The sequence below is a fragment of the Arenibacter sp. P308M17 genome (assembly GCF_003426735.1).
Lineage (GTDB): Bacteria > Bacteroidota > Bacteroidia > Flavobacteriales > Flavobacteriaceae > Arenibacter.
Genome location: NZ_QVON01000006.1, coordinates 62954 through 86055, shown reverse-complemented (window position 1 = coordinate 86055; position 23102 = coordinate 62954). Strand labels below are relative to the sequence as shown.

The following is a 23102-nucleotide window of genomic DNA, read 5'->3' as shown; positions in this document are numbered from 1 at the left end:
ACCGATGTAAGGTCCGTCGTTATATTGGAAAAAGATGGGAAAATTATAAATAAACAAAAGAAAAATATCAGAAAAATAATGGGTGAAATGCATCATGAAGAAGAATATATCGAGTTGGTCCATTCGGGCGAAGATTATTTCTATAGGTTGGGAAAAATAATTGAAAATGCCAAAAAGGAAATCCATCTACAAACCTACATTTTTGAAAACGATAGTACGGGAAATCGGATAGCTGCCCTTCTGAAGGAAGCCGCCCAACGAAAAGTCAAAGTGTATGTTTTACTGGATGCCTATGGCAGTGCTGCACTTCCCGATAGTTATGTAAACGATTTGGTACAATATGGCATTTCACTACGGTTTTTCTCCCCTCTGTTCTCTTGGAACAATTTTTATCTCGGTAGGCGTATGCATCATAAGATAGTCGTAGCTGATGAAAAAACAGCACTGATAGGCGGCATCAATATTGCCGATAAATACCATGGCACACCTGAATCGGAACCTTGGCTTGATTATGCCGTGCAGTTGGATTGCCCCGCAGCAACCCATTTACAAAGACTATGCGCTGACTATTTTTTTAAACAGGGAAGTTCAAAAAAAATAAAGCCCGTAATGCATTTAATGGACAAAGCAAGGGTAGGAATCTTACAGAACGACTGGCTTAAAAACAAAACGGAAGTCTGCGATGCCTATACCAATGCCATTCTCCATGCCGAAAAAGAGATAGTAATCGTAGGTTCGTATTTTTTACCTGGCAGCATAATAACAAAGGCATTGAAAAAAGCCTGTAAAAGAGGAATAAAAACAACGGTAATCTTAGCAGGCATTAGTGATGTGCCGTTGGTATGTAGGGCAACCCAACATTTGTATTCCTCTTTTTTAAACCACCATATGAGGATATATGAGTGGAACAGATCCGTGGTGCATGGTAAAGCTTCCGTGGTAGACAAAAAATGGTCCACTGTAGGCTCATTTAACCTGAACAGTCTTAGTTGCTACGGTAGTATTGAAATGAACGTGGAAATTCACTCCGTAGAATTTGCCGAAAACCTTCGCACCGACTTTGAAAAGGTTATCAACGAGTGTAGCGAAATTACAAAGGAGCGTCTTAGACAAAGAGCAGGTATATTTAATAGGTTGGCTAATTGGGTTTCCTATCAAATGGTACGCACAACAATGCTTTTACTCACCTTTCTTCCCCATTTAAGGTTTCTGAAAGACTACAGGGTGTAGATTATTGACAAATGGTTATATGAACTATGGTGTCCGATTAGAAAACCAAATGCTCAAAGATGATAAAAATGTGCACACAAAGTCATTAATACATTTTAAGATAGCGAAAGAATGAACGGCTTTTTAAAAGATTTGACGATGAAAAAATTCTATAACAACGAAGAAGAGCAATCCTATGATGCAATTGTTGTGGGAACCAGCATCAGCGGTGGCTGGGTCGCCAAGGAACTTTGTGAGAACGGTCTTCAGACCTTGGTTCTGGAGCGGGAAAAGATGGTACGCCATATCTAGGACTATCCGATTGCCTATAAAGATCCATGAGACCTACCAAACGGAGGGACAACCTACCCAAGAAGATTTAAAAATCAACCAAAGCAAATTAGGACCGGGTACACGACCAATACGGCGAGTGCCCTGTGGTTCGCGAACGATTTGGAACACCCCTATAACGAAATCAAACGTTTTGACTGGATGCGTGGCTACCATGTGGGTGGGCGTTCTATCATGTGGGGACGACATAGTTACTGTTGGAGCGATATCAATTTTACCGCCAACCAGCGAGAGGGAATCCCAGTGGATTAGCCCGTTAGATATAAGGATATCGCCCCTTGGTAAGATAAAACAGAGACCTACATTGGAGTGTAGGGAGAAAATCTAGGGTTGGAATAATTACCCGATGGCCAGTTACTACCGATGATGGCCCTTAATTGTGTCGAACAACGATTTCGGGAAAAGGTGGGCGAGAATTTTGATGGCAGTGTGGACACGGCAGGAAAGGTCGTCAAGATCCGGCAACCAAAAAATTCGAAGGGCGGCAACATTGCCTGTTCCGAAACCGATGCATTCGGGGTAGCCCGTCCGGGGCGTAATTTAGCAGTAGTTCATCTAACTTGCCTGCTGCCGAACGTACCGCAAATATGTCGTTGAGACCCGGTTCCATCCTACATGAGATAATGTAAGATCCAGATACGAAAGGGGCAAAAGGAGTTAAGCTCATGGATAGGGTCACCAAGGAGGCCTATGAATTCAAGGCCAAGTTAATTATCTTATGCGCCTCGGCCATTGTCTCAACATTTATATTAATGCAATCCAAATCCAATCGCTTCCCAAACGGGATGGGCTACGACTAGGATCAATTGGGAAGAAATATCGTGGACCACCATCTCGGTGTCGGGGCAATTTACTTCTATTATAGATTTAAGATAGGTTTTATACATAAAAAGAGCAAATTCAACAACCATGAAAACAATCTTTTACATAATCTTTATTTTTATTACGGTTTCGAGTTACAAAAACAAGACAACAAACAAAGATAATAATGTGGTGAAAAGTTTAGATGAAGAATTACTTTGTCAACAAAGTGGCAATACCAACAATTTCCAAAAATTCGGTATTGAAAGAACCTGTAAATGACGTCTTTAGCGGCTTATGGATGAACGAAGATGAGAAAATAGAATCCATTATGAAATTTAATATTCGTTATGAAAATAATCGATTTTATGTCCAAATGTAGGGTGCTTGTCATCTTTCAGATTGTGATTGGGGCGTATTGCTACGGATGAAATGGAAATTGAATCTCATAAATTTGACCTTATTTGGAATCAAGGATTTGTTCTCAGAACTTTAACCTATAAATATATTGATTGGAAATTAAAATTAACGGTTTAAAGTCATCAAGGATGAATCAGGCAGTTCAGACCTTACACTAATTAGCTATTTCATAAAGCGATAAATGCGAAAACCTAATAAAGACCTTGGCTAAAATCAATCTCCAAATCCACAATTATTATATGGCAAGAATTGAAATATAAGGCTCCACGGATGAATTTGAAAGAATCCTTATATTTCTATGGGCTAATAACATTAAAAATGATAATTGAGACGAATTCGGAAATCATTCCAAGGATTATATGGAGAAATACCAACAGCTTAAAATTAAATACAGGACGCTATTAGAAAACCAATAAACCAGCCTTAACGAAAGAAAACATCATAAGGGATGATCGTTTATATATAGAATTATTGAAAGCTATTCACAAGATGTCACTGAAAGACTCTTTTTCGGGACACTACCCAAAAAATGGACAATCGACAATTTAAAGGAATACCTTTTCAGCGCGCCAATCTTGATTTAAGGTGGTGTTTCATTAATCTTATGAAATTCTTGTACTGTTCGTAATAATTCTATCGGTTCTACATTGACTCCTAAGTTTTTAAAATTACTTGTAGTATAACAATCCCATACCCCATAACACTCTCCCTCCTCCTACTATGCTCCGCCTCCTCCCAATTGGACAAAAAACCCAATTCCAATAACACTCCCGGACAAATGTCTTGGGTATCACGTAATACCTGAAAATTTGCATATTTCAATCCCCTAATTTTAAACCCCAAAGCTTTATCGAATTCAGACAATAATGATTCCCCTAAGTTTTCGGATTTAGATCGAAGGTATGAATTCATCTTAGAATTTGGTTGCTGCACATAGACTTCAATTCCCTGGGCTTCCCTCCTATCAGCCTGGTTACAATGAATAGAAATAATAAAATCTGGATTTAAGGCCTTTACTAACTTGGTCCTATCTCCCAAGGAAATTAAAGTATCGTTATATCTGGTCAAGTAGATATCCAAGGTATTTCCGAAAAGTTTCCTGTTCAAAAGTATCGCTTCCTTCGCAACCTCAAGAACGATATCCTTCTCCTTTATTCCATTAATTCCAATCGCTCCGGAATCCACTCCTCCATGGCCGGGGTCGAGGACTACAATTGGCTTTTTATGCTCTTGAGAATGTATGGGAATACAAATCAGGGCAAAACCTATCCACAGGCAAACTTTCCAAAAATGCTTCATACTGTGCGAATTTTAAAGTGCGTGTTGCACAATTTTCATCTTTTACCCTAAATCGTTCCCATTCCACAAAATTTTAACGCTTTCGACTGTTAAAATTTATTCGATTACTATCGATTTCTACCATCCTTTGGAAATTTCATAATGAAAAATTCATCAACCGGTCTTTCCAATATTATTAGGAGAACCTAAAAAACGAACAGTCATGAAAAAACCAATTAAAACGCTCTTACTCTTACTTATGACGACGGGGTCAACTTTTGCACAAATCGGGGGAATCGAAGACTCTGTTAATGATGTATCGGATACCATCAGAACAATCTTCCCTATTATCCTAGGTGTCATTTTCCTTATTGGTTTCCTATTCAACGCCGGCCATTTCTTTGGCGAAAATTCAGATCTTAAAAAAGGAATCACTCGGGTTCTAGTCTTTGTTCTTATAGCAGGTGCCGTGGTGGGCATCTTTACTTACTTAATAGGAATAGTGGTCTAATGAAATGAGCCAAACAAATCTTGGCAGTAATCGAGATGTTTAATGGCGAATTGCACCCGCCTGTCCGCCCGTTCCGGTACGGACAGGAATGAAGAAGTCGGGCAGGTCTGACCTATAAAAAACAAATAAATATCAACAGATGAAAAGATTCGAAGTATATCGCAACATCAGAAAGCAGGCCATGATATTTGGCCTGTCCATTTCCTTTTTTGCACTGCAGATGATCTGTGTGGTCGGTTCTTTAATGGTCATCATTTTCTCGTTCAGTCTTGCGATGATCATGGGTGTATTGGTATTCAATGCGGCTCTTTATATAGCCTTGATCAGGATTACAAACAACCCCCAGCCAATTATCTTTTGGAGGGTATTTCCAAAAATCATCAGCAATAAAAAATCGTCATTACTTACTTATGGACAAGATTAACATATCGTCAAACCATCCCATTGCGTATATACAGGAAAATATCGTCTTCGCCAATAATGGCAATGTTATCCAGTGTTATGAAGGCTCCTTACCTGAGATCTATTCCCTTTCGGAGAAGGATTTTGAGGATATCCATGGCAGCTGGTTTCAAGCTATCAAATCATTGCCTATCGGGTGTGTGATACACAAACAGGATGTTTATTTAAAGAAGCAATACACTTCTGAACAATTACCCAATACCACCTTTTTGGCCAAGGCCACATATCAGCATTTCAAGGGTCGGGAGTACATTGAACATAGATGCTTTCTATTTTTCATTCTTACCAAGAACAAAGCCTTGAACAATACCAAATATGTGAACCCGTTCCGAAAAGTGCCCCAAGGGATTCCCCTAGAACTGGACGATCAGATTAAACGTTTTATGGACTCCGTAAACGACTCCGTCTCCTTTATCAACAACAGTCGCAAAATGCAGTTCGTTCCTTTGGCCGAAAAGGAAATCCTTTCCATAACCGACAACTATTTTAATGGATTCAATGAAGGCTTTGATACCGACATCCTTTTGGACAGGTCCAAGATTTCTATTGGGGAAAATCACTTTGATGTTCTGGCCATAAACAGTGAACTCTGCTTTGGGGAAAATGTCCAGAGCAGCAAGACCAATGAACGGTTTACCTCCGACGATTTTGTGTTTCATCAAGGGTTCATCGATGGAACAGGCCTCGCATTGGACGAGAACCATATCGTAAACCAGATCATCTACCTGGACGACAAGCACAAATGGCGCAAGTTATTGGACAAGAAGATCGAGGAGCTTAAGAAAAGTTCCAATTTCGGTTCCCAGAACAAGGTAACGCTTGCAAAGGTCCAACAGATCCTTGACCAGATCAATAGCGATGACAGCTCTCGAATCATTCGTGGCCATCTCAATGTCATCTTTTGGGATTTAGAAGCCAAGGGCCTTGCGAAAATAGGCTCAAAAATAAGGACAGAATTCAAGGAACTCGATATGGTCCCCTACTACCCCAGGGGGGAGGAACGAAAAAATTATATCCTTAATAGTTATTTCTGTTTCTCCCCCAATTTTTCGGACGAAGATCTTTATGTGACCGACCTGAAACATGCCCTGTGCCTGTATATCAACCACAGCAACTACAAATCGGATGCTACAGGGATCATCTTCAACGACCGGGAACACAACATCCCAGTCCTTAAGGATGTCTGGGATGAGAGGAAAAAGCGCATAAAGGCACGGAATTTTGCCATTTTCGCCCCAACGGGTGAGGGCAAGTCTTTCCTAGCCAATAATATACTACGTCAATACTTCGAGGCCGGCGTCCGGCTAGTCATCATAGACCTTGGAGGGTCCTACACTAAGTTCGCAAAGCTTTATCCCGAACAATATACCGTATTGAGATATGAGAGCGGTAAGAACCTGGGCATCAATCCGTTTTACGTTCACAATCCTGAAGATCTTACCCCCGAACGTTTGGAAGATCTGTCCGTATTTCTTTTTGAACTGTTGGCCTCCGAGCTAAAGGCCACCAAGGCCCAGTCCGTCTCCATTAAAAAGATACTGTTGCACTATTATCAGATGGTCAAAAAGAACCATTCCCTGGACAGCTTCTATCGTTTCATAGAAGTAAATCAAAAGGGGTTGTTGGACGAACTTAAGATACAGGTCGATTACTTCAATATCCCCGGCTTCCTTCACATCATGTCCGAATATGTCGGCAATGGGCTGTACAGCTTCCTGTTCGAGGTCAGCGAGGACCAGACCTTTAAGATCGAGGACAAGAGATTGATCGTTTTTGAGCTGGACGAGGTGAAGGACAATAAGGAAATCCTTTCGGTGATGCTCAAACTGATCAAGTCCGCCATCCAAAGAACCATCTGGAAAAATCGAGCTGAAAAGGGTATCATTTTGTTCGACGAGTTTGCCAAACAGCTCAAGTTCGACAATGTACTGGAGAGTGTGGAATTCTACTATCAGGCCATTCGAAAACAGAACGGGGCCATAGGGATCATCCTGCAATCCATCAACCAATTGCCCAACAATTCCACTTCGGCCAGCATATTGGAAAACACCCAGGTAATCTATAGCCTGAACAACGAAAAGGGATATGGGGAACTTAAGAACCGGCTTAACCTCTCCAACCACGACCTAAATCAATTGAAATCCATCAAGAACAATCTTTCGGGACCAAGCAAGTACACCGAAATGTTCATCAAGATAGGGAAGGAAAGCAACATATTCCGGCTGGAAGTGCCCCCTGAAGTCTATGCCGCCTATCTAACGGATGGCGAAGAAAACGAGGCCATAATGGCCCTTTATGAAAAGACCAATGATATGGAGAAAGCAATCACTGAATTTATAAAACTAAAAAAGTAATATTATGAAAAAGAAAATCAGAACATTGGGCATTGCACTGGCCTTCGCCCTTTTATTGCCTGCAGGCGCTGCCTGCCAGGGAATGCCGGTATACGACAACACCAATTTCATCTCCTTTATGAAATCTTTGTTGGAATCCGGCAAACAGACCTCCCAATTGTTGAAGACCGTCAAATTTCTAAAGGAACAAAAAGAGAACGTGGACAAGGTCAACGATGTCATCAAACAGCTAAAGGCCGTTAAGGAACTGGCCGATAGCAACCAGCGCCTGTTCGATATCGTACAGGACGATCTTAGGGAGATCTTCAGTTCTCCCTATATCAGACCCGATGAAGTTGCCCGTATCTCGGATTCGTTCAACGACATTATCGAAAACTCCTTGACGGGCATGGATTACATAGAGGAAGTGCTGTCCAGTGACAACCTTAGGATGACCGATGCCGAACGGGCAGCGATACTCAAGGAAAAGGAAGTGCAGTCCAAGGAAATGGTGGCAGAGATAGAATCCAAGACTCGGCGCTACCGGGAAATCATCGCTTTTAGGGAAATGCAGGCAGTTATCAACGGCAGGAAGGCCCAATATTGATCTATGTCAGGAGTGGCCTTGAGCATAGGATTGGAATATGTGGACACTGTTTTTCAGACCATCAAGAACAGTGATTTCTCCCAGTACACCATTACCGGAATGAAGACCCTTGCGGTACTGTTCTTTCTGATCAATATCCTAAAAAAGTACAATGAAGGTGTGGCCAATAATGAAGGCTATACCTGGGGACTGACCCCAGCCGAGCTGGCCAAGAATTTTGCGGTAGTGATCATAGTCATTTTTTCAACTCAAGTCCTGGGGGTTTTCGACGCTATTTTGGTGGCCGTTGAGGCTCAATATAGGGACACGGCCCCTGCCCTACTTCCCTTGCAGATGCAGGAAATAGATATTGAACAAGATGTGGGAGCGATCGAGGCCGCCAAAAAGGCCATGGCCCTATTGTACGAGGCTTTGGTCACCCCTTTGTTCGGCCTAAAGATATTGGCCTTCATTATCGGCCTTTTCCTATGGTTGATGGACCTTTTCATCTATCCCTTGTTCTTGGCGGAACGTTTCTTTCTGTTGGGGATCATGCAGGCCTTTTTTCCATTGATCATCAGTCTGGCCGTGTTTGAAAAGTTCAGGTCCATGGCCTATAACTTTTTCAAACTCTATGCGGGGGTATATATGGTGGTCCCTGCCTTTTTCCTGGTCAATGTATTTATAAACCTGCTATATACCGAAGTGAACACCAACTTTTGGTCCGACCTGTTCGGAACGGACTGGGGGAGCCTATTCTTTGCTCCCTTGATACAATTGGGGTCCATAGGATTTATAGTGTTCCTGAAATTCAAACTGTACCGGCGTGCCATCTCTTTTACTTTGAAACTGTTCAGCGGTATATAGGCCTTCACTAAAAACCATTAAAACGCAATAATGAAAACACCTTATAAAAATATCTACAAAGTCCTTGACCAAAATCGGTTCATCGTTTGGTCAATGGTCATTGGTACGACGGTGACCTGTGTCGTAGCCATCTTGTCCATGCTAAAACTGCACAGGGAAACCGTCGACAAAGTCTTTATGGTGAACACGGATGGGGACGTGATACCCTTAAAACTGGTTTCCCAAAAAGAAAATCTGGGGGTGGAAGTCCTGTCCCATTTGGAACTGTTCCACACTTACTTCTACAACATTGACCCGAGCAACTACGAAAAGAACTTGGAAAAGGCGCTTTGGTTGGGCAACAGCTCGGTGGATGCCCTGTACAGACAGAAAAAATCGGACGGGGTCTATAACCGTTTATTACAGTATTCCCTGGTGCAGAAGGTACTCCGGATCGAATCCGAGATAGAGATCTCCCAAGAGCCCTATACTTTTCGTACCACTACCCTGTTCCAGATCAATCGGGGCCAGGTAACCGACACCTATGAACTGGTAACCTCCGGTAATTTGATCCATGTGGACAGGAACTTTCCCAAGAACACCCATGGACTTTTGATCACCGACTATTTCGAGAACTCTTTAAAAAAGGTACAGGATGAAAATTGAAAGGAACAAGATCGTATTCGGTTCGGTAATTCTGGTCATTGTGCTGTTCATTGTAGGATATGCCATGTTGGTCATGGACAAGGGGGGTGACTCGGGAGAATCACTGGATAAGACCGAAGTGCCGGAATTGGAAGAGCAGCAAAAGGAGTACCGCTCCAAACTGGAGGCGGTGGACAATATTCCCGAAGAACGGGTCAAAAATGCACCCAGTATTTACGATGAAAGGTTGTTGGATTCCACAGGATTATATGATCCCGATTTTATGGACAGGGATAAACAGAGGATCGTGGACAGCATATACAGCCAGGGCCGGATCGATTATTCCCAAAAGAGCTACCGGAATGTACAACCCCCAAGACCCAAGGAGGTTGCACCCGTAGAAATCGATACTATTGTAGAGGAAGATGTGCAGCCCATTTCCACCAAGGAACTGGCATTGGAACACCAACTATTTTTTGCTGCCGATCCAATACCCGACCAAGTTCCCTTTGTTCCCGATCCCCCGGTTGTTAAAGTAGAAGTGGATGGCAACCAAGTGGTGAGGACAAACAGCCGGTTACAGTTGCGTCTACTTCAGGAAATTCAATTGGGCAAAACAAAGATCCCCAAAAACACCATGATATATGGCATCGTCAGTTTTGGGCCCAACCGTACACTCCTAAAAATTGATAATATAGACCACATTCCCGTAAAACTGAAGGCCTTCGATCTTCAGGATGGATTGGAAGGCATCTATGTGGAGAACAGTTTTCGGGGCGAAGTGGCCAACGAGGTGGTCGACGATGTCCTGGACGATATCAATATCGCCGGGGTACCCCAGGTAAGCGGTATAAAAAAAGTATTTCAACGGAACAATCGAAGAACAAAAGTAGCCGTACTCAACAATTACAAACTCATATTAAAGTCGCCCGAGGGGCCATAAATCCATACACCTATGAAAAAATACATATCCTTGTTCGGTCTATTGGCCATAATTTCCTCCGGGAAGGCGCAAATTACTATGGCCATCGACACTATATTTGCCAACGAACAAATGACGGTATCGTTGTTCTTTCCCGATCCCATTCGGCAAGGGGTTACAGGGTCCTCCAATTACGCATTTAGCTTCAATAGGGAAAGAGCACAATACTTCGGGCTACTGCAGGCAACACCAGGAGAGGATAGTAATCTTTTAGTGGTAACCCAGAATGGCGGGGTCTATTCCTATTTGCTACGGTATTCCCAAAAGCTTGAAAAGCTGAATTATTTCATTGATAACTCCGACAGTATTGGCCATGAAAGGACCGGTCCCTCAATTGTCCCCCAAGTAAAATTGTCCTTGGCAGATTCTGACACCATCCCAAACTCGTATAAAGCTTTGGACTATCCAAAACTCTGCGCGCAATTGCTTAGAAATCCCAGGCCTTTTGATCAGATAAAATATAAGGACGGAGTTACGATTCGGATAGCGAAAAGTATCTATTATCTTAACGAGGTCTATGTGGTCTTCAAAATTGAAAACGGTTCCCAAATTGATTTCGAGATCAATTCCCTAGACCTTTACAAAGTGAACGGCAACAATAAACGTAAGTCATCCTATCAGGAATTGCTTCTCTCCCCTGTCTATCAGTTTCAAAGGCCAACAGTGGTTCCAAAAGGAGAGCAGGTGCAATTTGTATGTGTTTATCCTAAATTTACGTTGGGAGCCCATGAAAGGCTTATGGTGAAACTGGAAGAGTTGAATGGGCATAGGGATATGGCGACAAAACTTAGGTAATCAAAATTTAAGACATTGCGAAATTTTTCACCTAATACTATTAAAGGTATTTCTATTTAACTCTACCACCAAACTCATAAACATTGCGAGCTACCATTTTCTACATAGATCTTCTTATTAAATAATCGTAAATGAAAGTCTTAACACTGTCTAAATAAAATTTATATCATCTCAAAAAAAGTTGGTCAATCATTATATTAATTCCTATTAATGTTTAAATTAAATCTAAAATAATTGATAATGGAAGTCGATTTTCACAACATAATGGTAAATATAATTTATGAAATAAACGAAGTTAAATTTTTAATTTACATATGTGTTTCATGGGTAAATGAAACTTTATTATAAAAGAGCTTACCTATTGCCTAAAACTTAGGAATTAGACGGAACTATGGCTTAATTACCGGAATATATTTTATTCTTCCAAACACAAATTTGAAGATATTGAAAATTTCGAATAGAATATTTCTTGAACCAATATAATGATGAACAAATACTAGAGTTTTATAATTTCGTTTATACTGTCAATAGATTCCAAGGTGTATATAGAAATGAAGTGGATGACAAATTTGGGTGGAGATAGCTATATACATATGATTATTTCACGAGCCCAATTCATCCCCAATCATATAAAACAAAAGGCAACTAATACCTATAGTCTAATCATACACATGCACTAAATATCAATGTCAAAATCAAAATAGATTATATGAATTCATATGATGTTTTAATGGTTTTTATAGGCGTCGTATTAAGCGTCATGGTATCTGTTTTAATTACGTGTTATTCTAACAAATTAGCAAACAATGTACTTCAAAGGCAGTTAACAAAATTGTTATGAAATTTCTGAAAGTTACAGCATCAGAGTTAGAAACAAATCAAAAATAGAAGATGGAATGAATCTTATATCTCTAGCTGTGAATTTAATCACAACTAACTCTGCCATGAATTTTCTACTGGATATTAATAAGAATAAAAAAGACCATGGTCAAAAACTATGTTCAAGTTATGGATACCTTTCATTATATTTCTTGGTATCGGTTTTCCTCTTAATATGGATATCTTTGCCACCATCTAAATTAGTTTTTTGATTCATTTAAGATAAAATCGTTTTCACTTCTTTCATTATTTTCTTGAACCCAACTTTAGAATTGCCCAATACATTTATCCCATCTTTAAGCTTAAGGAGAATACTTTTAAGCCCTGAGAGAGAAAGTAGATGACATGTTCGTTGATTAACTGGCACCCCTTCCCTTGTCAGGCACTATTTCTTTACCGTGCAATAGCTTTAGACCTTCTTTAGATTTGAGGATTATTTTCGCTATCTTTTAATCAAATTTCAATCAATGAGGCACTTAGCTTTCTGGATACTTTTTTTTATTCTGGCCAATTCATTGCATGCCCAAGAAAATGATTTGGCATACTTTATTGCGAAGGCCGAGGAGAATGTGCCGATTTTACTCGAGAACGAGAACCTCCAAAAAATAGGAGCGCTTCAAAATGATATGATACGTGCCCAGAACAATGCCTTTCAGGTAGGCGCCAGCTCAGATATTCTGATCGCGCCCTATTTTAACAACAATGGCAAGTTGTTGGACATCACCACCATGCCCTCGGCCAATGCGATCGGTTACGATGTGGGCATAACCAATGGGGGGCTTTATTCGGCACAGGTAAATGTCACACGAAATCTATTCAACAAGGCCATTGTCGACAATCTACTTTTCCAGAACAAAATGGGAATCGAGGCTCTTCAACTGACTTCCGAAGAGATTAAGAATCATTTGGGAAAGAATATTACCGACACCTATATTCTGGCCTATCAAATCCAATTGCAGGAAAAATTTACTGAGAATATCATCGAGGATCTTGAGAAAAGACTAAGTGTTGTGGAACTTTTGGTCAAACGGGGCATTTTGATGGAAAGCGATTATTTGTTACTTCAGGTCGATTTGGAAAACAGAGGATTGGAGTTGAAACAATTGCACAACAATTTCATCAATACCTATACCCAATTAGGGAACCTAAGTGGGGTAGAAGTTATCGAATTTCCGGTACTTCCGGAACCGAAAATCGCCTTGGAGACCCAAATGGACACCTTCTTTTTTGAACGTCGCTTTATAAATGATAGTCTTCAGTTGACCGCCAACCAAGAGGTGTTCGAAAATCAATACAAGCCCCAAGTACAGGTCTACGGAAATTCGGGTTTGAATGCGGTCGAACTGGCCAATATCGAACGAAAGGTCGGATTAAGTGCAGGCCTTCGCTTGACCATACCCATTTACGATGGCAAACAAAGAAAAATCAATGCTATGCAAAACCGTCTGATGTATGAAAACTTGGAGGCCTATAAACGTAATACCGAAATACAGCTGCAAAACAATCTTGAAAGTATAAGGGACCAAATAACGACTGCGGAGAAAAATTTGGCCGATATGGAAATCCAACTCGGCAAACAGGAGAATCTTATGGAAATCTACAAAGGGAAATTGGTCCAAGGCCAAGTTTCGATAATCGACTATCTAAATATAATACAGAATTACAGGCTCATGGCCTATACAAAAATGCAGGCACAGACCAACCTTTGGTTGTTGTACAGTCAATTCAACTTTACAAACTGGTAAAAGAATGATAAAAAACTACATTAAATATCTGATGATAATTCTGTTTTCCATTGGTGTTTCTTCCTGTAAGAACCCATCGGCAACGGCCAACACGGCTCCTGTGCCAATTCAAGTAAAGGCAACAACAGTACAAAAGAACGATATAAAGGAATACCTGACCTTCAATGGTGTGACCCAATTCCAAAAAAAGGAGAACATAAGGGCCAACCTTACGGGCTATATCTCATGGATGCCATTTGAAGTGGGCTCCACCATCCGTTCAGGCCAGACCTTTGCGATGGTGCGTACCAAAGAACAGGATGCTTTGACAGAAGCGATAAAGATAGATAGTTCCCTTGCTAAATTTTCCGCCCCGATTCGGATTTATAGTAATGCCACCGGGGTAATTACGGTATTGAACGTAGTAAAAAACGACTATGTAGCAGAAGGGGATGTTTTGGCCACGGTAGCACAACCCAGAACCTTAACGGTACAAGTAAATATACCATACGAATATGAAGATAATATTGATATCGGTACGCCTTGCGAAATCATTCTACAGAACGAAAAAGCAATTTTTGCCAATATTACCGGTATTCTACCTGTTATCAACCCTATTGCACAATCGCAGAATTTTCTAATAGCACTGCCCGATGAAGACCTTCCAGAAAACCTGAACGTACAGGTACGTACAATTTACAAAGAAAACAAAAATGCCATCAGTGTTCCACATGAGGCTTTACAGACCAACGAGCTACTTACAGATTTCTGGGTGATGAAAGTCGTAAACGATACTTTGGCCATCAAAGAAAAGGTGGTGCCCCTTCTGCGAAACGATTCGCTTGTCCAGATTCAATCAGCCAATCTACAATTGAATGATATGGTAGTTACGGAAGGAAGTTATCAAATGCAGGATTCCACGCTTGTAAGCATCCAAAAACAATGAATTCACTTTTTTCCAAATATAAGTATCCACTATTGGCCATCGCATTTATGCTTTTAGCAGGTGGTTTTTTTTCGTATCGGAACCTAAAAACGGGACTGTTCCCCGATATTACCTTTCCAAAGATCAAGGTCATTGCCGATGCGGGACAACAACCCGTGGACAAGATGATGACGACGGTGACGATTCCTTTAGAAAATATCATTCGGCGCACTGAAGGGTTGCAATATATTCGAAGTACAACCTCTCGTGGCAGTTGCGAGATATCCGTTTTTTTGGACTGGAGCACGGATATCAATACAGCAAAATCACAAATAGAATCCTTTATCAACCAATCCCAGGGAAGCATATTGCCGAATACGGTAACCTCGGTCGAAAAAATGAACCCTTCGATCCTTCCGGTCATGGGATATTCACTAGAAGGCGATCTCTCACAAGTAGATCTGAAAAAAATCACCAAATATCAGATAAAGCCATATTTGGCAGCTACGCCAGGAGTATCGGATATTGCGATTATCGGTGGTAAGGACAAGGAATATCAGATTGAGCTTAAACCCTATGTCATCAATACAATGGGCATTTCCATTGCAACAATTCAAAATGCCGTGGTCAACTCGAACATTCTGCAATCCAATGGTTACTCCACCGATTATAACCGCATGTACCTTACCCTTACGGACAATGCCATAGACGGTCTTGAAGATCTACAGAATTTGGTAATTATCAATTCCCCGAATAGATTGGTAAGATTAAAAGATATCGCCGAGGTAAAAGTGACCGAGGCCAAAGAATACGTAAAAATATTGGCCAATGGCAAGAATGTACCGTTAATAGCTGTAATAAAGCAACCCAATGCGAACCTAATAGATGTTAATGATAATATTGAAAAAAAGGTAGCGGAATTGGCCTCCAAACTGCCTAAAGAGGTAAAACTCCTGCCATACTATAAGCAGGCCGATTTTGTAAACACAAGTATTAGCAGTATCAAGGACGTACTCTGGATCGGTCTGGCATTGGCCCTTGTCGTGGTAATTGTATTTCTACGTTCGTTTTCTGCCAGTTTAGTAGTGCTGTTCACCATCCCTATTTCCCTGTCCCTTACCCTTATAGTATTGGATGCCATAGGTTATACTTTTAACATTATGACTTTGGGCGCGATAGCTGCGGCCATTGGTTTGATGATTGATGATGTCGTAATTATTATAGAACAGATCCATAAAATCCAGGAAGAACATCCTTCGGAAAGTTCTGCTTGGTGTGCGAAAGAGGCAATTTCACATCTTTTTCCCGCCATGGTCGGTTCTTCATTAAGTACATTGGTAATTTTCATACCGTTTATTTTGATGACGGGTGTGGCAGGGGCCTATTTTAAGGTAATGGCTTTTAGTATGATCGCCGCCTTGGCGTGTTCATTTTTGGTAACGTGGTTGATCGTGCCCGTTCTGTCCATACTTTTTTCCAGAAACAAATCGTCAAAGAAAAAACACGAGCCCAGAACAAAATGGATCCACACGGTACTTACCAAACCTATTATCGGCATTGGTTTTATTGTGGTATGTCTTGTGATACTATGGATTATCCCTTCCAAATTGGCATCAGGATTCTTGCCCGAAATGGATGAGGGCAGCATTGTTTTGGACTATTACAGTCCACCTGGAACCACCTTAGAAGAAACGGATCGTATGTTGACCGTGGTCAATGGGATATTGGATACCCAACCGGAAGTTGAGGCCTATTCTGCACGTTTGGGCACACAAATGGGCTTTTTTATTACTGAACCCAACCGCGGAGATTACCTCATAAAATTAAAGGACAAACGCAAGGCGACAACGACCGAGGTTTCCGACGAGATCCGGGGGCGAATCGAAAAGGCGGTACCGCCTTTGACCGTGGATTTCGGGCAAGTGATCGGCGATATGTTGGGCGATCTGATGAGTTCGGTACAACCCATTGAAATCAAGATATTTGGCGATGATATTGCAAAACTGGAAAATTTCGCAAGAACAATAGCTCAAGAAGTGGAACAAGTAAAAGGTACCGCGGATGTGAATGATGGTATTATTGTCGCAGGTCCCGAAATATTGATACAACCCAATGTGCCCGTACTCGCCCAAATGGGACTGACCCCAATGGATTTTCAGTTACAGCTCGAAACCCAGATACAGGGAACAGTAGTAAGCACTATGATAGACAAAGAGCAAATAGTTAACATACGGATCATGTATCCGAATGCGAACTCGAATTCCGTTTCTGATATAAAGAGCAGTACACTTCTTTTACCAAATGGGGCCATTGTACCCTTGAACAAAGTAGCCACCATAGAAATCGGCAAGGGTGTTGCCGAAATCAATCGGGAAAACCAAAAATCAATGGGGGTCATCACGGCACGTCTGAACAATAGGGACCTAGGTTCGACCCTTACGGATATACAGGCCCTGCTAAAGGAAAAAGTAAGTCTGCCACCCGGATATCATATAGAATATGGCGGCGAGTACCAACAGCAACAGCAAGCCTTTAAAGAACTCATGCTGATTTTGATTTCTGCGGTATTGTTAGTTTTTACGGTAATACTATTCCTGTTCAGAAAGATCAAGATCGCACTGGCCATTATATTTATAGCCATAATGGGTGTTGCGGGTTGCCTTTTGAGCCTATATTTGACCGGTACGGCATTGAACGTTGGTAGTTATACCGGCATCATCATGATCGTGGGTATCATCGGAGAGAATTCTATTTTCACCTATCGCCAATATCAGGAATGTAATGTATCGCTATCGCATATTGAAAAAATTGAATATTCCATTGCGGCGCGATTGAGGCCTAAGCTGATGACCGCATTTGCGGCAGTTATGGCCTTAATTCCTCTGGCGCTGGGAATAGGAGCGGGTGCGCAACTTCATCAGCCTTTGGCCATTGCCGTAATCGGAGGTTTGACCTTTGCCCTGCCATTGTTATTAATTGTACTACCAATCGTACTAAAGGTTATAAAAGCCTAAAATGAAGAAAAATGTTAAAATAGTAATAATAGGTGCAGGATTTGGCGGCATCGAGTTGGCAAAAGCCCTTCGTAACCAGCCAGTGGATGTATTACTGATCGACCAGCACAACTACCACAATTTTCAGCCTTTGATGTATCAAGTGGCCACAGGGGGCTTGGAGGCGGGTAGTATTGCCTACCCTGTACGTCGTATTTTCAGGAACTATAAAAATGTTTCCTTCCGGATGACGGAGGTCTCACGTGTGGATTTGGTGCAAAATCAATTGGAAACAAGCGTTGGAAAAATCCCTTATGATTATCTGGTCATTGCAACGGGTAGCGAGAATAACTTCTTCAATTTTGAACATATAAAGGATCAGCTGCTGACCTTAAAATCTATTCCCGATGCATTGAACATGCGCAGTTTTATAATTCAAAATTTGGAAAGGGCGATGGTCGACAATTCCAAAGAGCCTTTGGAAGAAATTATGAACATCGCCATCGTAGGCGGAGGTCCAGCTGGAATTGAACTAGCGGGAGCACTTTCCGAAATGAAAAAATATGTACTGCCAAAGGATTTTCCGGGACTTGATTTTTCCAAAATGAGTATCAATTTGTATGAAGCTTCACCAAAAGTACTGGCTGTCATGTCTGAAAAGGCATCCACAAAAAGTTTGCAGTACTTGAAAGAACTGGGCATCAATGTGTATCTGAACGCCAAAGTAGCCTCCTATGATGGCAGTGCCATTACCTTGACCGATGGCACCACACTGTTGACGGATACCGTGATATGGACCGCTGGAGTCAAAGGTTCTCCCATCGAGGGACTTCCGAAGGAATCCATTATACGGGGTAACCGTATTTCAATTAACGAGTTCAATCAAGTATTTCAAACTAAAAATATATTCGCCATTGGCGATGTGGCCGCCCATACATCGCAAGAAAACCCAAAAGGACTTCCTATGTTGGCACCAGTTGCGCAACAGCAAGGAAAGCAATTGGCTAAGAATATACTGAACTTGATCAATCAAAAACCATTAAAACCCTTTATTTATAGGAACAAAGGGGTCATGGCAACCGTAGGTAGAAAAAAGGCCGTCGTGGATCTTCCCAACTTTAAATTTCAGGGCACATTTGCTTGGTTGGTCTGGATGCTGATCCATATAATGTCATTGGTCGGATTTCGTAACAAAGTGGTAACCTTCGTTGATTGGCTAAGCAACTACTTCAGTTTTGATCGTCCTTTGGGATTGATAATCCGACCCTATAAAAGACCTGAAATCAAATGATTGACAATGCCGAATCTTTCTACAACAAAGACACTGGAAATTTGATTCACATTGCGGTCATGGCGGTGGCCAGTTTGATACTCTATATTTTTGTCAATCGTTTTGTTAACCGATTCATAAACAATCAGCTGCACATAGAGTATTTTGGTGAGACCAACTACCCATGCATCAACCAGGGATTCAGTATATTCATTTGGTCAATCGATCTAAGCTTTATCATTTTTGTTTTTTCCAGTTTAAGGCATATTGCTACCAAGGTATTGGCCGTAGCCGGTATAATTGTAGCGGTCATCGGTTTCGTCCCCCAACAAGTTTTGTCCAACGTTATTGGTAGGGTCATGAAAGTGACCACGAAACCCAACAGTCTGTATGACTGGGTAATTTAAGGCCTATCCAAGGCTATGAAATACCTTATCATTAAAATAAGGTGTTCATCAAAAATGAAGCAACGAATCAACCTAATGTAATGCTATAAATGAGTATAGGAATCGCAATGTCAGGAGGAGGTGCAAGAGGAATTGCCCACATCGGTGTACTTCATGCCCTGAACGAAAACGGTATCTATCCCGATCACGTTTCCGGTTCAAGCGCGGGAAGTATCATAGCCGCCCTATATTGCTATGGATATACTCCTAAGGAAATTTTGGAATTGTCACACAAAAAAGCGTTCCTAAAGATTTTTAAAATAGGCTTTCTCAACAAAGGGCTAACCGATTTAACGTATTTAAGGGACTTTTTAAAAAGCCATATCGATTTTAACGGTCTTAATCAACCAAAAATTAAATTACACGTTTGTGTTTCCAACATCAATTCGGGGAGATTTGAAATTATATCGGACGGTAATTTTATTGAACCCCTTTTAGCTTCCTGTGCACTTCCCCTTTTATTTAAACCTGTAATAATAAACGGCAATATTTATGTGGATGGCGGTCTACTCAACAACCTACCAGTTGAACCATTGTTAACGTTATGCGAAAAGATCCTTGGTTCCAGTGTCAGTCCCCATGAAGAACGAATGGAGCTAAAGGGCATGAGGAATATAGGGTCGCGCTGCCTTCAGCTCGCCATTTGGAATACTGTTCGGCCCCGACTTAAGCTGTGCAATGTTGCCCTGGAAATAGAGAAAAGCTATCCTTTTAGTATGTTTGACCTTAAAAAATCCGACGAGCTATTTGCCATTGGTTACGAGACCACCATGGATCGGATGTCCGAAATAAAAAGTAAATTAAACAGATGATCAAAAAAGGAATACCAATCATTTTGAAGAAAGTTGTGAAACCATTTTCTTCAACTCTGATAATTCCTTAATCAATAAAGCTACTTCCTTTTCTGCTTTAATATTTACATTAAAATCATTTTCGGCACGTATTTCGGCGCGCTTAGCCTGAAGATTCTGCCCTACCATCAACAGAGGCATCAAGAATATTTGAATCATATTGGAAATAAATAGCCATAGTACAAAAGCAGGGTACGGATCAAATCTCACGTCTTTTGGAGCAATCATGTTCCAGCCTAGCCATAAGACCGTCCAAATAAAGATTATTAGAAAAAATCCGATGGTGCCTATTCTATCGGTAATCCAAATGGCAAAAAGTTCCGATGGTTTTAGGTCATTTTTGAAGAGGTGATTGGTGTTTTTAATTTCCATGTCGATTAGTTTTATTAGTTTTATCTGTATAGCTTATGGCACGTTGCGGAAATGGTATTTCAATGTCTACGTCATCAAATCGACGTTTAATACTTTGTAGAAGGTCACAATTAAGTACATATCCGTCACTCGCGTCCTTTGCCCATGCCCATACCCGCAAATTCACGGATGAATCTCCCAAAGCCGTAACCCTAGCTACTACAGCGGGAACCCCATTTTCGACATCCTCCTGGGTTCTGTTGTCAATATGCAAGGGATGTTGTTCTACTTCCTCTTTCATGATTTCCAACGCCAGTTCGACATTTGATGAGTAGCCTATCCCGATATCTATTATTTTACAGCATCTATTATCACCGAGATGGGCGTTTACAATAAGATCAGTGCTGATTACCGAGTTGGGTATGATAATTCTGTTATTCTCAAAATCCCGGATGACCACTTGACGTAAATTGATGTCTTCCACAATTCCCGTGAAAGTTCCCCTCAAAGTAATTTTATCATTGATTCGAAATGGTTTGAAAATGACAATTAGAATACCGCTCATAATATTGCTCAATGCCTGTTGGGAAGCGAGACCGGCAATCAACGATAATACGCCTGCCCCTGCCAAAAGCGAATGTCCTACCACCTTAAGCGCGGGGATCTGCACAAGAGCTGCAGCAAGCCCGATGAGATAAATAATGGCGGAGGCTATGTGTTTGATAAATAAATAGCCAGTCAAATCTTTATGGTGCTTGACCAGCGTTATTTTGACGAAACGGTTCATGAACCAGTTGAACACCAAGACAATCAAAATAGTGATAACTATAATCACCGCTATCAAAGTAAGGGTCCTAAATTCCGTAAATAATCTGTTAAACATATGGAAGAGCTTTTATTTTTTCGAATTTTTATAAATCCATTCAACCAAATAGCAGGTTAGAATTATGCCAAGTGAAATTAGAATACCTTTTTTATTTGATGCGTATTGTTGAATGATCAAAATTATAAAGGCTCCAAAGCACAATAAAGCACCTGCTAGTGCAATGTATTTATTGGCCTTGATTTTTTCGGCTTTTCTGAAAGCGACCAAATTAACAGTAGAAAAAATGAGCAAAAAACCTGCGCTACCTGAAGTGGAGATACTTTCAAGATTGATAAAATTCGCCGTAAGCAGCGTCAAGATTACCGTAATCAACAGCCCAACAGGTTTGTTCCACAATTGATAGGTAAACTCGTGGGGCAGTTCATCATCCTGGGCTAACTCATAACTGACCCGACTTCCTCCATAAACTGTTGCATTGATAGCTGAAAAAGTAGAAATCAGGGCCGCGCCTGTCATAATTGAAAAACCGAACTGCCCGATCAATGGTTTTGTTGCTTCCGCAAGGACATAGTCGTTCGCTTTTGCGATCACATCAAAATTTAAGGAACCAACGGTAATGGTGGCAATCGCTATATACAGAAGAACAACAAAACCAACGGAAATGAAATAAGCCCTAGGAACATTACGCTTAGGGTTCTCAATGTCGGGGACAGCGTTTGCAATGAGTTCAAAACCTTCATAGGCAACAAAAATGACCATGCCTCCCGTTAGAAGTTTAATGGGGCTTTCCCAATTTGTAGGATTCAATTGTGATATATTTGGGTTTCCGAACAGACCATACGTTCCAAACACGACGAACGCCAACAGAATAAACAGTTTTATAATTACCGCTAGACTTTCTATATTTCCCACGACCTTAAGGCTATAATAATTTATTAAGGTAGCCAACAAAATCACCGCGCTTATAAAAATATGAACATCCGTTGTTTTAGCTCCCGTGATAGCTATCAGATTTGGGGCATAGGAACCGAATGCGCTGGCATAGAGCGAAAGCATAATGACGTAACTGATCCATAGAATATTGTTCATGCCTCCGCTAAAAACCCCTTTTCCAAAACCTTCGTTCACGAACCTAACGGTTCCACCACGGTCCGGGTAGGCCAAAGACAGCCTAGAATAGGAGTAGGAGGTAAACAGGGCTATTATCCCGGCCATTAAAAAAGCAATCGGCGTTCCACCTTTACCTAGTGATACAGCTAGTCCCAGTACGGCGAAGATACCCCCTCCGACCATGCCGCCTATACCAATGGCAACTGCATCCTTTAGTTTGATCGTATCGGATTTCGCCATGATCACAGTTCAAATATGCCCTTCGGAATAATATGAAAACCCAGCTTTTTAACTTCATTTGCGATATATTCTACGGTAATAAGTTTTGATGTATGTATGGTAAACTCTCTAGGAAAGACTTCTTTGTTGATTATAACATCTTTAATGCCGTCAATTCCCAATATAGCTTTTTCAATTTTTAATAAATCGGAAATTTCCTTGGCATCTGTGCCAAATACCTTTCCATGATTTCCTGGTATTATATTTTCAGATATCAGACTCATAATTA

General features: G+C 41.0%; 23 protein-coding genes. 17 read left to right on the top strand and 6 right to left on the bottom strand.

Features of this window, described 5'->3' with window-relative positions:
- Positions 1-87 precede the first annotated feature (87 nt).
- Both D0S24_RS14790 and D0S24_RS21460 read left to right on the top strand, forming a co-directional pair.
- Positions 88-1230, top strand: a complete 1143-nt coding sequence (locus D0S24_RS14790) for a phosphatidylserine/phosphatidylglycerophosphate/cardiolipin synthase family protein (protein WP_181938114.1) — start codon at positions 88-90, stop codon at positions 1228-1230.
- Between the two features lie 111 nt (positions 1231-1341).
- The gene (locus tag D0S24_RS21460; RefSeq protein WP_093978427.1) at positions 1342-1521 is read left to right on the top strand and encodes a hypothetical protein; all 180 of its coding nucleotides are present in this window, start codon (positions 1342-1344) and stop codon (positions 1519-1521) included.
- Between the two features lie 788 nt (positions 1522-2309).
- On the opposite strand, the gene D0S24_RS21155 is transcribed toward D0S24_RS21460, so the two are convergent.
- On the bottom strand, positions 2310-2471 hold the full coding sequence (locus D0S24_RS21155) for a hypothetical protein (RefSeq protein ID WP_157730777.1): 162 nt from the start codon (positions 2469-2471) through the stop codon (positions 2310-2312).
- 95 nt (positions 2472-2566) lie between these two features.
- On the opposite strand from D0S24_RS21155, the gene D0S24_RS21150 reads away from it, so the two are divergent.
- Complete coding sequence (locus tag D0S24_RS21150; protein ID WP_181938113.1) at positions 2567-2743, top strand: hypothetical protein; 177 nt, start codon at positions 2567-2569, stop codon at positions 2741-2743.
- Between the two features lie 692 nt (positions 2744-3435).
- Here D0S24_RS21150 and D0S24_RS14775 read toward each other — a convergent pair.
- On the bottom strand, positions 3436-4080 hold the full coding sequence (locus D0S24_RS14775; RefSeq protein WP_117020641.1) for an N-acetylmuramoyl-L-alanine amidase: 645 nt from the start codon (positions 4078-4080) through the stop codon (positions 3436-3438).
- 202 nt (positions 4081-4282) lie between these two features.
- Here D0S24_RS14775 and D0S24_RS14770 point away from each other — a divergent pair, with 202 nt between their 5' ends.
- The 14 genes from D0S24_RS14770 (at position 4283) to D0S24_RS14705 (ending at position 20268) form a co-directional block, all read left to right on the top strand.
- On the top strand, positions 4283-4570 hold the full coding sequence (locus tag D0S24_RS14770; protein ID WP_117020640.1) for a hypothetical protein: 288 nt from the start codon (positions 4283-4285) through the stop codon (positions 4568-4570).
- 139 nt (positions 4571-4709) lie between these two features.
- The gene (locus D0S24_RS14765) at positions 4710-4994 is read left to right on the top strand and encodes a hypothetical protein (RefSeq protein ID WP_117020639.1); all 285 of its coding nucleotides are present in this window, start codon (positions 4710-4712) and stop codon (positions 4992-4994) included.
- Positions 4981-7386, top strand: coding sequence for a TraG family conjugative transposon ATPase (locus tag D0S24_RS14760; RefSeq protein ID WP_117020638.1), 2406 nt, complete (start codon positions 4981-4983; stop codon positions 7384-7386). Before D0S24_RS14765 ends, D0S24_RS14760 begins: the two co-directional genes overlap by 14 nt.
- A 4-nt stretch (positions 7387-7390) precedes the next feature.
- Entirely contained in the window at positions 7391-7972 is a 582-nt protein-coding gene (locus D0S24_RS14755; RefSeq protein WP_117020637.1) for a conjugal transfer protein, read from the top strand.
- Between the two features lie 3 nt (positions 7973-7975).
- Entirely contained in the window at positions 7976-8818 is an 843-nt protein-coding gene (locus D0S24_RS14750; protein ID WP_117020636.1) for a hypothetical protein, read from the top strand.
- A 30-nt stretch (positions 8819-8848) separates the two neighbouring features.
- Positions 8849-9463 (top strand): conjugal transfer protein TraK, encoded by a 615-nt coding sequence (locus D0S24_RS14745; protein WP_117020635.1) that lies wholly within the window; start codon positions 8849-8851, stop codon positions 9461-9463.
- Positions 9453-10385, top strand: coding sequence for a conjugative transposon protein TraM (traM, locus tag D0S24_RS14740; protein ID WP_117020634.1), 933 nt, complete (start codon positions 9453-9455; stop codon positions 10383-10385). Before D0S24_RS14745 ends, traM begins: the two co-directional genes overlap by 11 nt.
- A 12-nt stretch (positions 10386-10397) precedes the next feature.
- Positions 10398-11219, top strand: a complete 822-nt coding sequence (locus tag D0S24_RS14735) for a DUF4138 domain-containing protein (protein ID WP_117020633.1) — start codon at positions 10398-10400, stop codon at positions 11217-11219.
- 1346 nt (positions 11220-12565) lie between these two features.
- The gene (locus D0S24_RS14730) at positions 12566-13843 is read left to right on the top strand and encodes a TolC family protein (protein ID WP_117020632.1); all 1278 of its coding nucleotides are present in this window, start codon (positions 12566-12568) and stop codon (positions 13841-13843) included.
- A gap of 4 nt (positions 13844-13847) precedes the next feature.
- Positions 13848-14768, top strand: coding sequence for an efflux RND transporter periplasmic adaptor subunit (locus D0S24_RS14725; RefSeq protein ID WP_117020631.1), 921 nt, complete (start codon positions 13848-13850; stop codon positions 14766-14768).
- A complete protein-coding gene (locus tag D0S24_RS14720; protein WP_117020630.1) occupies positions 14765-17761 on the top strand; it encodes an efflux RND transporter permease subunit in 2997 nt (998 codons plus the stop codon). The genes D0S24_RS14725 and D0S24_RS14720 overlap by 4 nt, the downstream gene beginning before the upstream one ends.
- Before the next feature lies 1 nt (position 17762).
- Positions 17763-19031 carry an NAD(P)/FAD-dependent oxidoreductase gene (locus tag D0S24_RS14715; protein WP_117020629.1) on the top strand — a complete coding sequence of 423 codons (1269 nt, stop codon included), beginning with the start codon at positions 17763-17765 and terminating at the stop codon, positions 19029-19031.
- Entirely contained in the window at positions 19028-19417 is a 390-nt protein-coding gene (locus D0S24_RS14710) for a mechanosensitive ion channel family protein (RefSeq protein WP_069857998.1), read from the top strand. The genes D0S24_RS14715 and D0S24_RS14710 overlap by 4 nt, the downstream gene beginning before the upstream one ends.
- 89 nt (positions 19418-19506) lie before the next feature.
- On the top strand, positions 19507-20268 hold the full coding sequence (locus D0S24_RS14705; protein ID WP_117020628.1) for a patatin-like phospholipase family protein: 762 nt from the start codon (positions 19507-19509) through the stop codon (positions 20266-20268).
- Between the two features lie 18 nt (positions 20269-20286).
- On the opposite strand, the gene D0S24_RS14700 is transcribed toward D0S24_RS14705, so the two are convergent.
- Genes D0S24_RS14700 through D0S24_RS14685 form a run of 4 tightly spaced genes read right to left on the bottom strand, consistent with a single transcriptional unit; the run spans position 20287 to position 23097 of the window.
- Positions 20287-20679: a DUF1003 domain-containing protein gene (locus D0S24_RS14700; RefSeq protein WP_069858000.1), complete on the bottom strand. Its 393-nt coding sequence runs from the start codon at positions 20677-20679 to the stop codon at positions 20287-20289.
- The gene (locus tag D0S24_RS14695; RefSeq protein ID WP_069858002.1) at positions 20669-21541 is read right to left on the bottom strand and encodes a mechanosensitive ion channel family protein; all 873 of its coding nucleotides are present in this window, start codon (positions 21539-21541) and stop codon (positions 20669-20671) included. Before D0S24_RS14695 ends, D0S24_RS14700 begins: the two co-directional genes overlap by 11 nt.
- Before the next feature lie 12 nt (positions 21542-21553).
- Positions 21554-22834 carry an APC family permease gene (locus tag D0S24_RS14690; protein ID WP_117020627.1) on the bottom strand — a complete coding sequence of 427 codons (1281 nt, stop codon included), beginning with the start codon at positions 22832-22834 and terminating at the stop codon, positions 21554-21556.
- Between the two features lie 2 nt (positions 22835-22836).
- A complete protein-coding gene (locus tag D0S24_RS14685) occupies positions 22837-23097 on the bottom strand; it encodes a heavy-metal-associated domain-containing protein (RefSeq protein WP_069858006.1) in 261 nt (86 codons plus the stop codon).
- Positions 23098-23102 lie beyond the last annotated feature (5 nt).

Excerpts from the sequence above, each read along its gene's own strand:
- D0S24_RS14730 (WP_117020632.1), top strand. The coding sequence starts at position 12,566 with ATGAGGCACTTAGCTTTCTGGATACTTTTTTTTATTCTGGCCAATTCA.
- D0S24_RS14755 (WP_117020637.1), top strand. The coding sequence starts at position 7,391 with ATGAAAAAGAAAATCAGAACATTGGGCATTGCACTGGCCTTCGCCCTT.
- D0S24_RS14750 (WP_117020636.1), top strand. The coding sequence starts at position 7,976 with ATGTCAGGAGTGGCCTTGAGCATAGGATTGGAATATGTGGACACTGTT.
- D0S24_RS21150 (WP_181938113.1), top strand. The coding sequence starts at position 2,567 with ATGAAGAATTACTTTGTCAACAAAGTGGCAATACCAACAATTTCCAAA.
- D0S24_RS14765 (WP_117020639.1), top strand. The coding sequence starts at position 4,710 with ATGAAAAGATTCGAAGTATATCGCAACATCAGAAAGCAGGCCATGATA.
- D0S24_RS14720 (WP_117020630.1), top strand. The coding sequence starts at position 14,765 with ATGAATTCACTTTTTTCCAAATATAAGTATCCACTATTGGCCATCGCA.
- D0S24_RS14695 (WP_069858002.1), bottom strand. The coding sequence starts at position 21,541 with ATGTTTAACAGATTATTTACGGAATTTAGGACCCTTACTTTGATAGCG.
- traM (WP_117020634.1), top strand. The coding sequence starts at position 9,453 with ATGAAAATTGAAAGGAACAAGATCGTATTCGGTTCGGTAATTCTGGTC.
- D0S24_RS14775 (WP_117020641.1), bottom strand. The coding sequence starts at position 4,080 with ATGAAGCATTTTTGGAAAGTTTGCCTGTGGATAGGTTTTGCCCTGATT.
- D0S24_RS14760 (WP_117020638.1), top strand. The coding sequence starts at position 4,981 with ATGGACAAGATTAACATATCGTCAAACCATCCCATTGCGTATATACAG.
- D0S24_RS14745 (WP_117020635.1), top strand. The coding sequence starts at position 8,849 with ATGAAAACACCTTATAAAAATATCTACAAAGTCCTTGACCAAAATCGG.
- D0S24_RS14725 (WP_117020631.1), top strand. The coding sequence starts at position 13,848 with ATGATAAAAAACTACATTAAATATCTGATGATAATTCTGTTTTCCATT.
- D0S24_RS14715 (WP_117020629.1), top strand. The coding sequence starts at position 17,763 with ATGAAGAAAAATGTTAAAATAGTAATAATAGGTGCAGGATTTGGCGGC.
- D0S24_RS14710 (WP_069857998.1), top strand. The coding sequence starts at position 19,028 with ATGATTGACAATGCCGAATCTTTCTACAACAAAGACACTGGAAATTTG.
- D0S24_RS14770 (WP_117020640.1), top strand. The coding sequence starts at position 4,283 with ATGAAAAAACCAATTAAAACGCTCTTACTCTTACTTATGACGACGGGG.
- D0S24_RS14735 (WP_117020633.1), top strand. The coding sequence starts at position 10,398 with ATGAAAAAATACATATCCTTGTTCGGTCTATTGGCCATAATTTCCTCC.
- D0S24_RS14705 (WP_117020628.1), top strand. The coding sequence starts at position 19,507 with ATGAGTATAGGAATCGCAATGTCAGGAGGAGGTGCAAGAGGAATTGCC.
- D0S24_RS21460 (WP_093978427.1), top strand. The coding sequence starts at position 1,342 with ATGAACGGCTTTTTAAAAGATTTGACGATGAAAAAATTCTATAACAAC.
- D0S24_RS14700 (WP_069858000.1), bottom strand. The coding sequence starts at position 20,679 with ATGGAAATTAAAAACACCAATCACCTCTTCAAAAATGACCTAAAACCA.
- D0S24_RS21155 (WP_157730777.1), bottom strand. The coding sequence starts at position 2,471 with ATGGTTGTTGAATTTGCTCTTTTTATGTATAAAACCTATCTTAAATCT.
- D0S24_RS14690 (WP_117020627.1), bottom strand. The coding sequence starts at position 22,834 with ATGGCGAAATCCGATACGATCAAACTAAAGGATGCAGTTGCCATTGGT.
- D0S24_RS14685 (WP_069858006.1), bottom strand. The coding sequence starts at position 23,097 with ATGAGTCTGATATCTGAAAATATAATACCAGGAAATCATGGAAAGGTA.
- D0S24_RS14790 (WP_181938114.1), top strand. The coding sequence starts at position 88 with ATGCATCATGAAGAAGAATATATCGAGTTGGTCCATTCGGGCGAAGAT.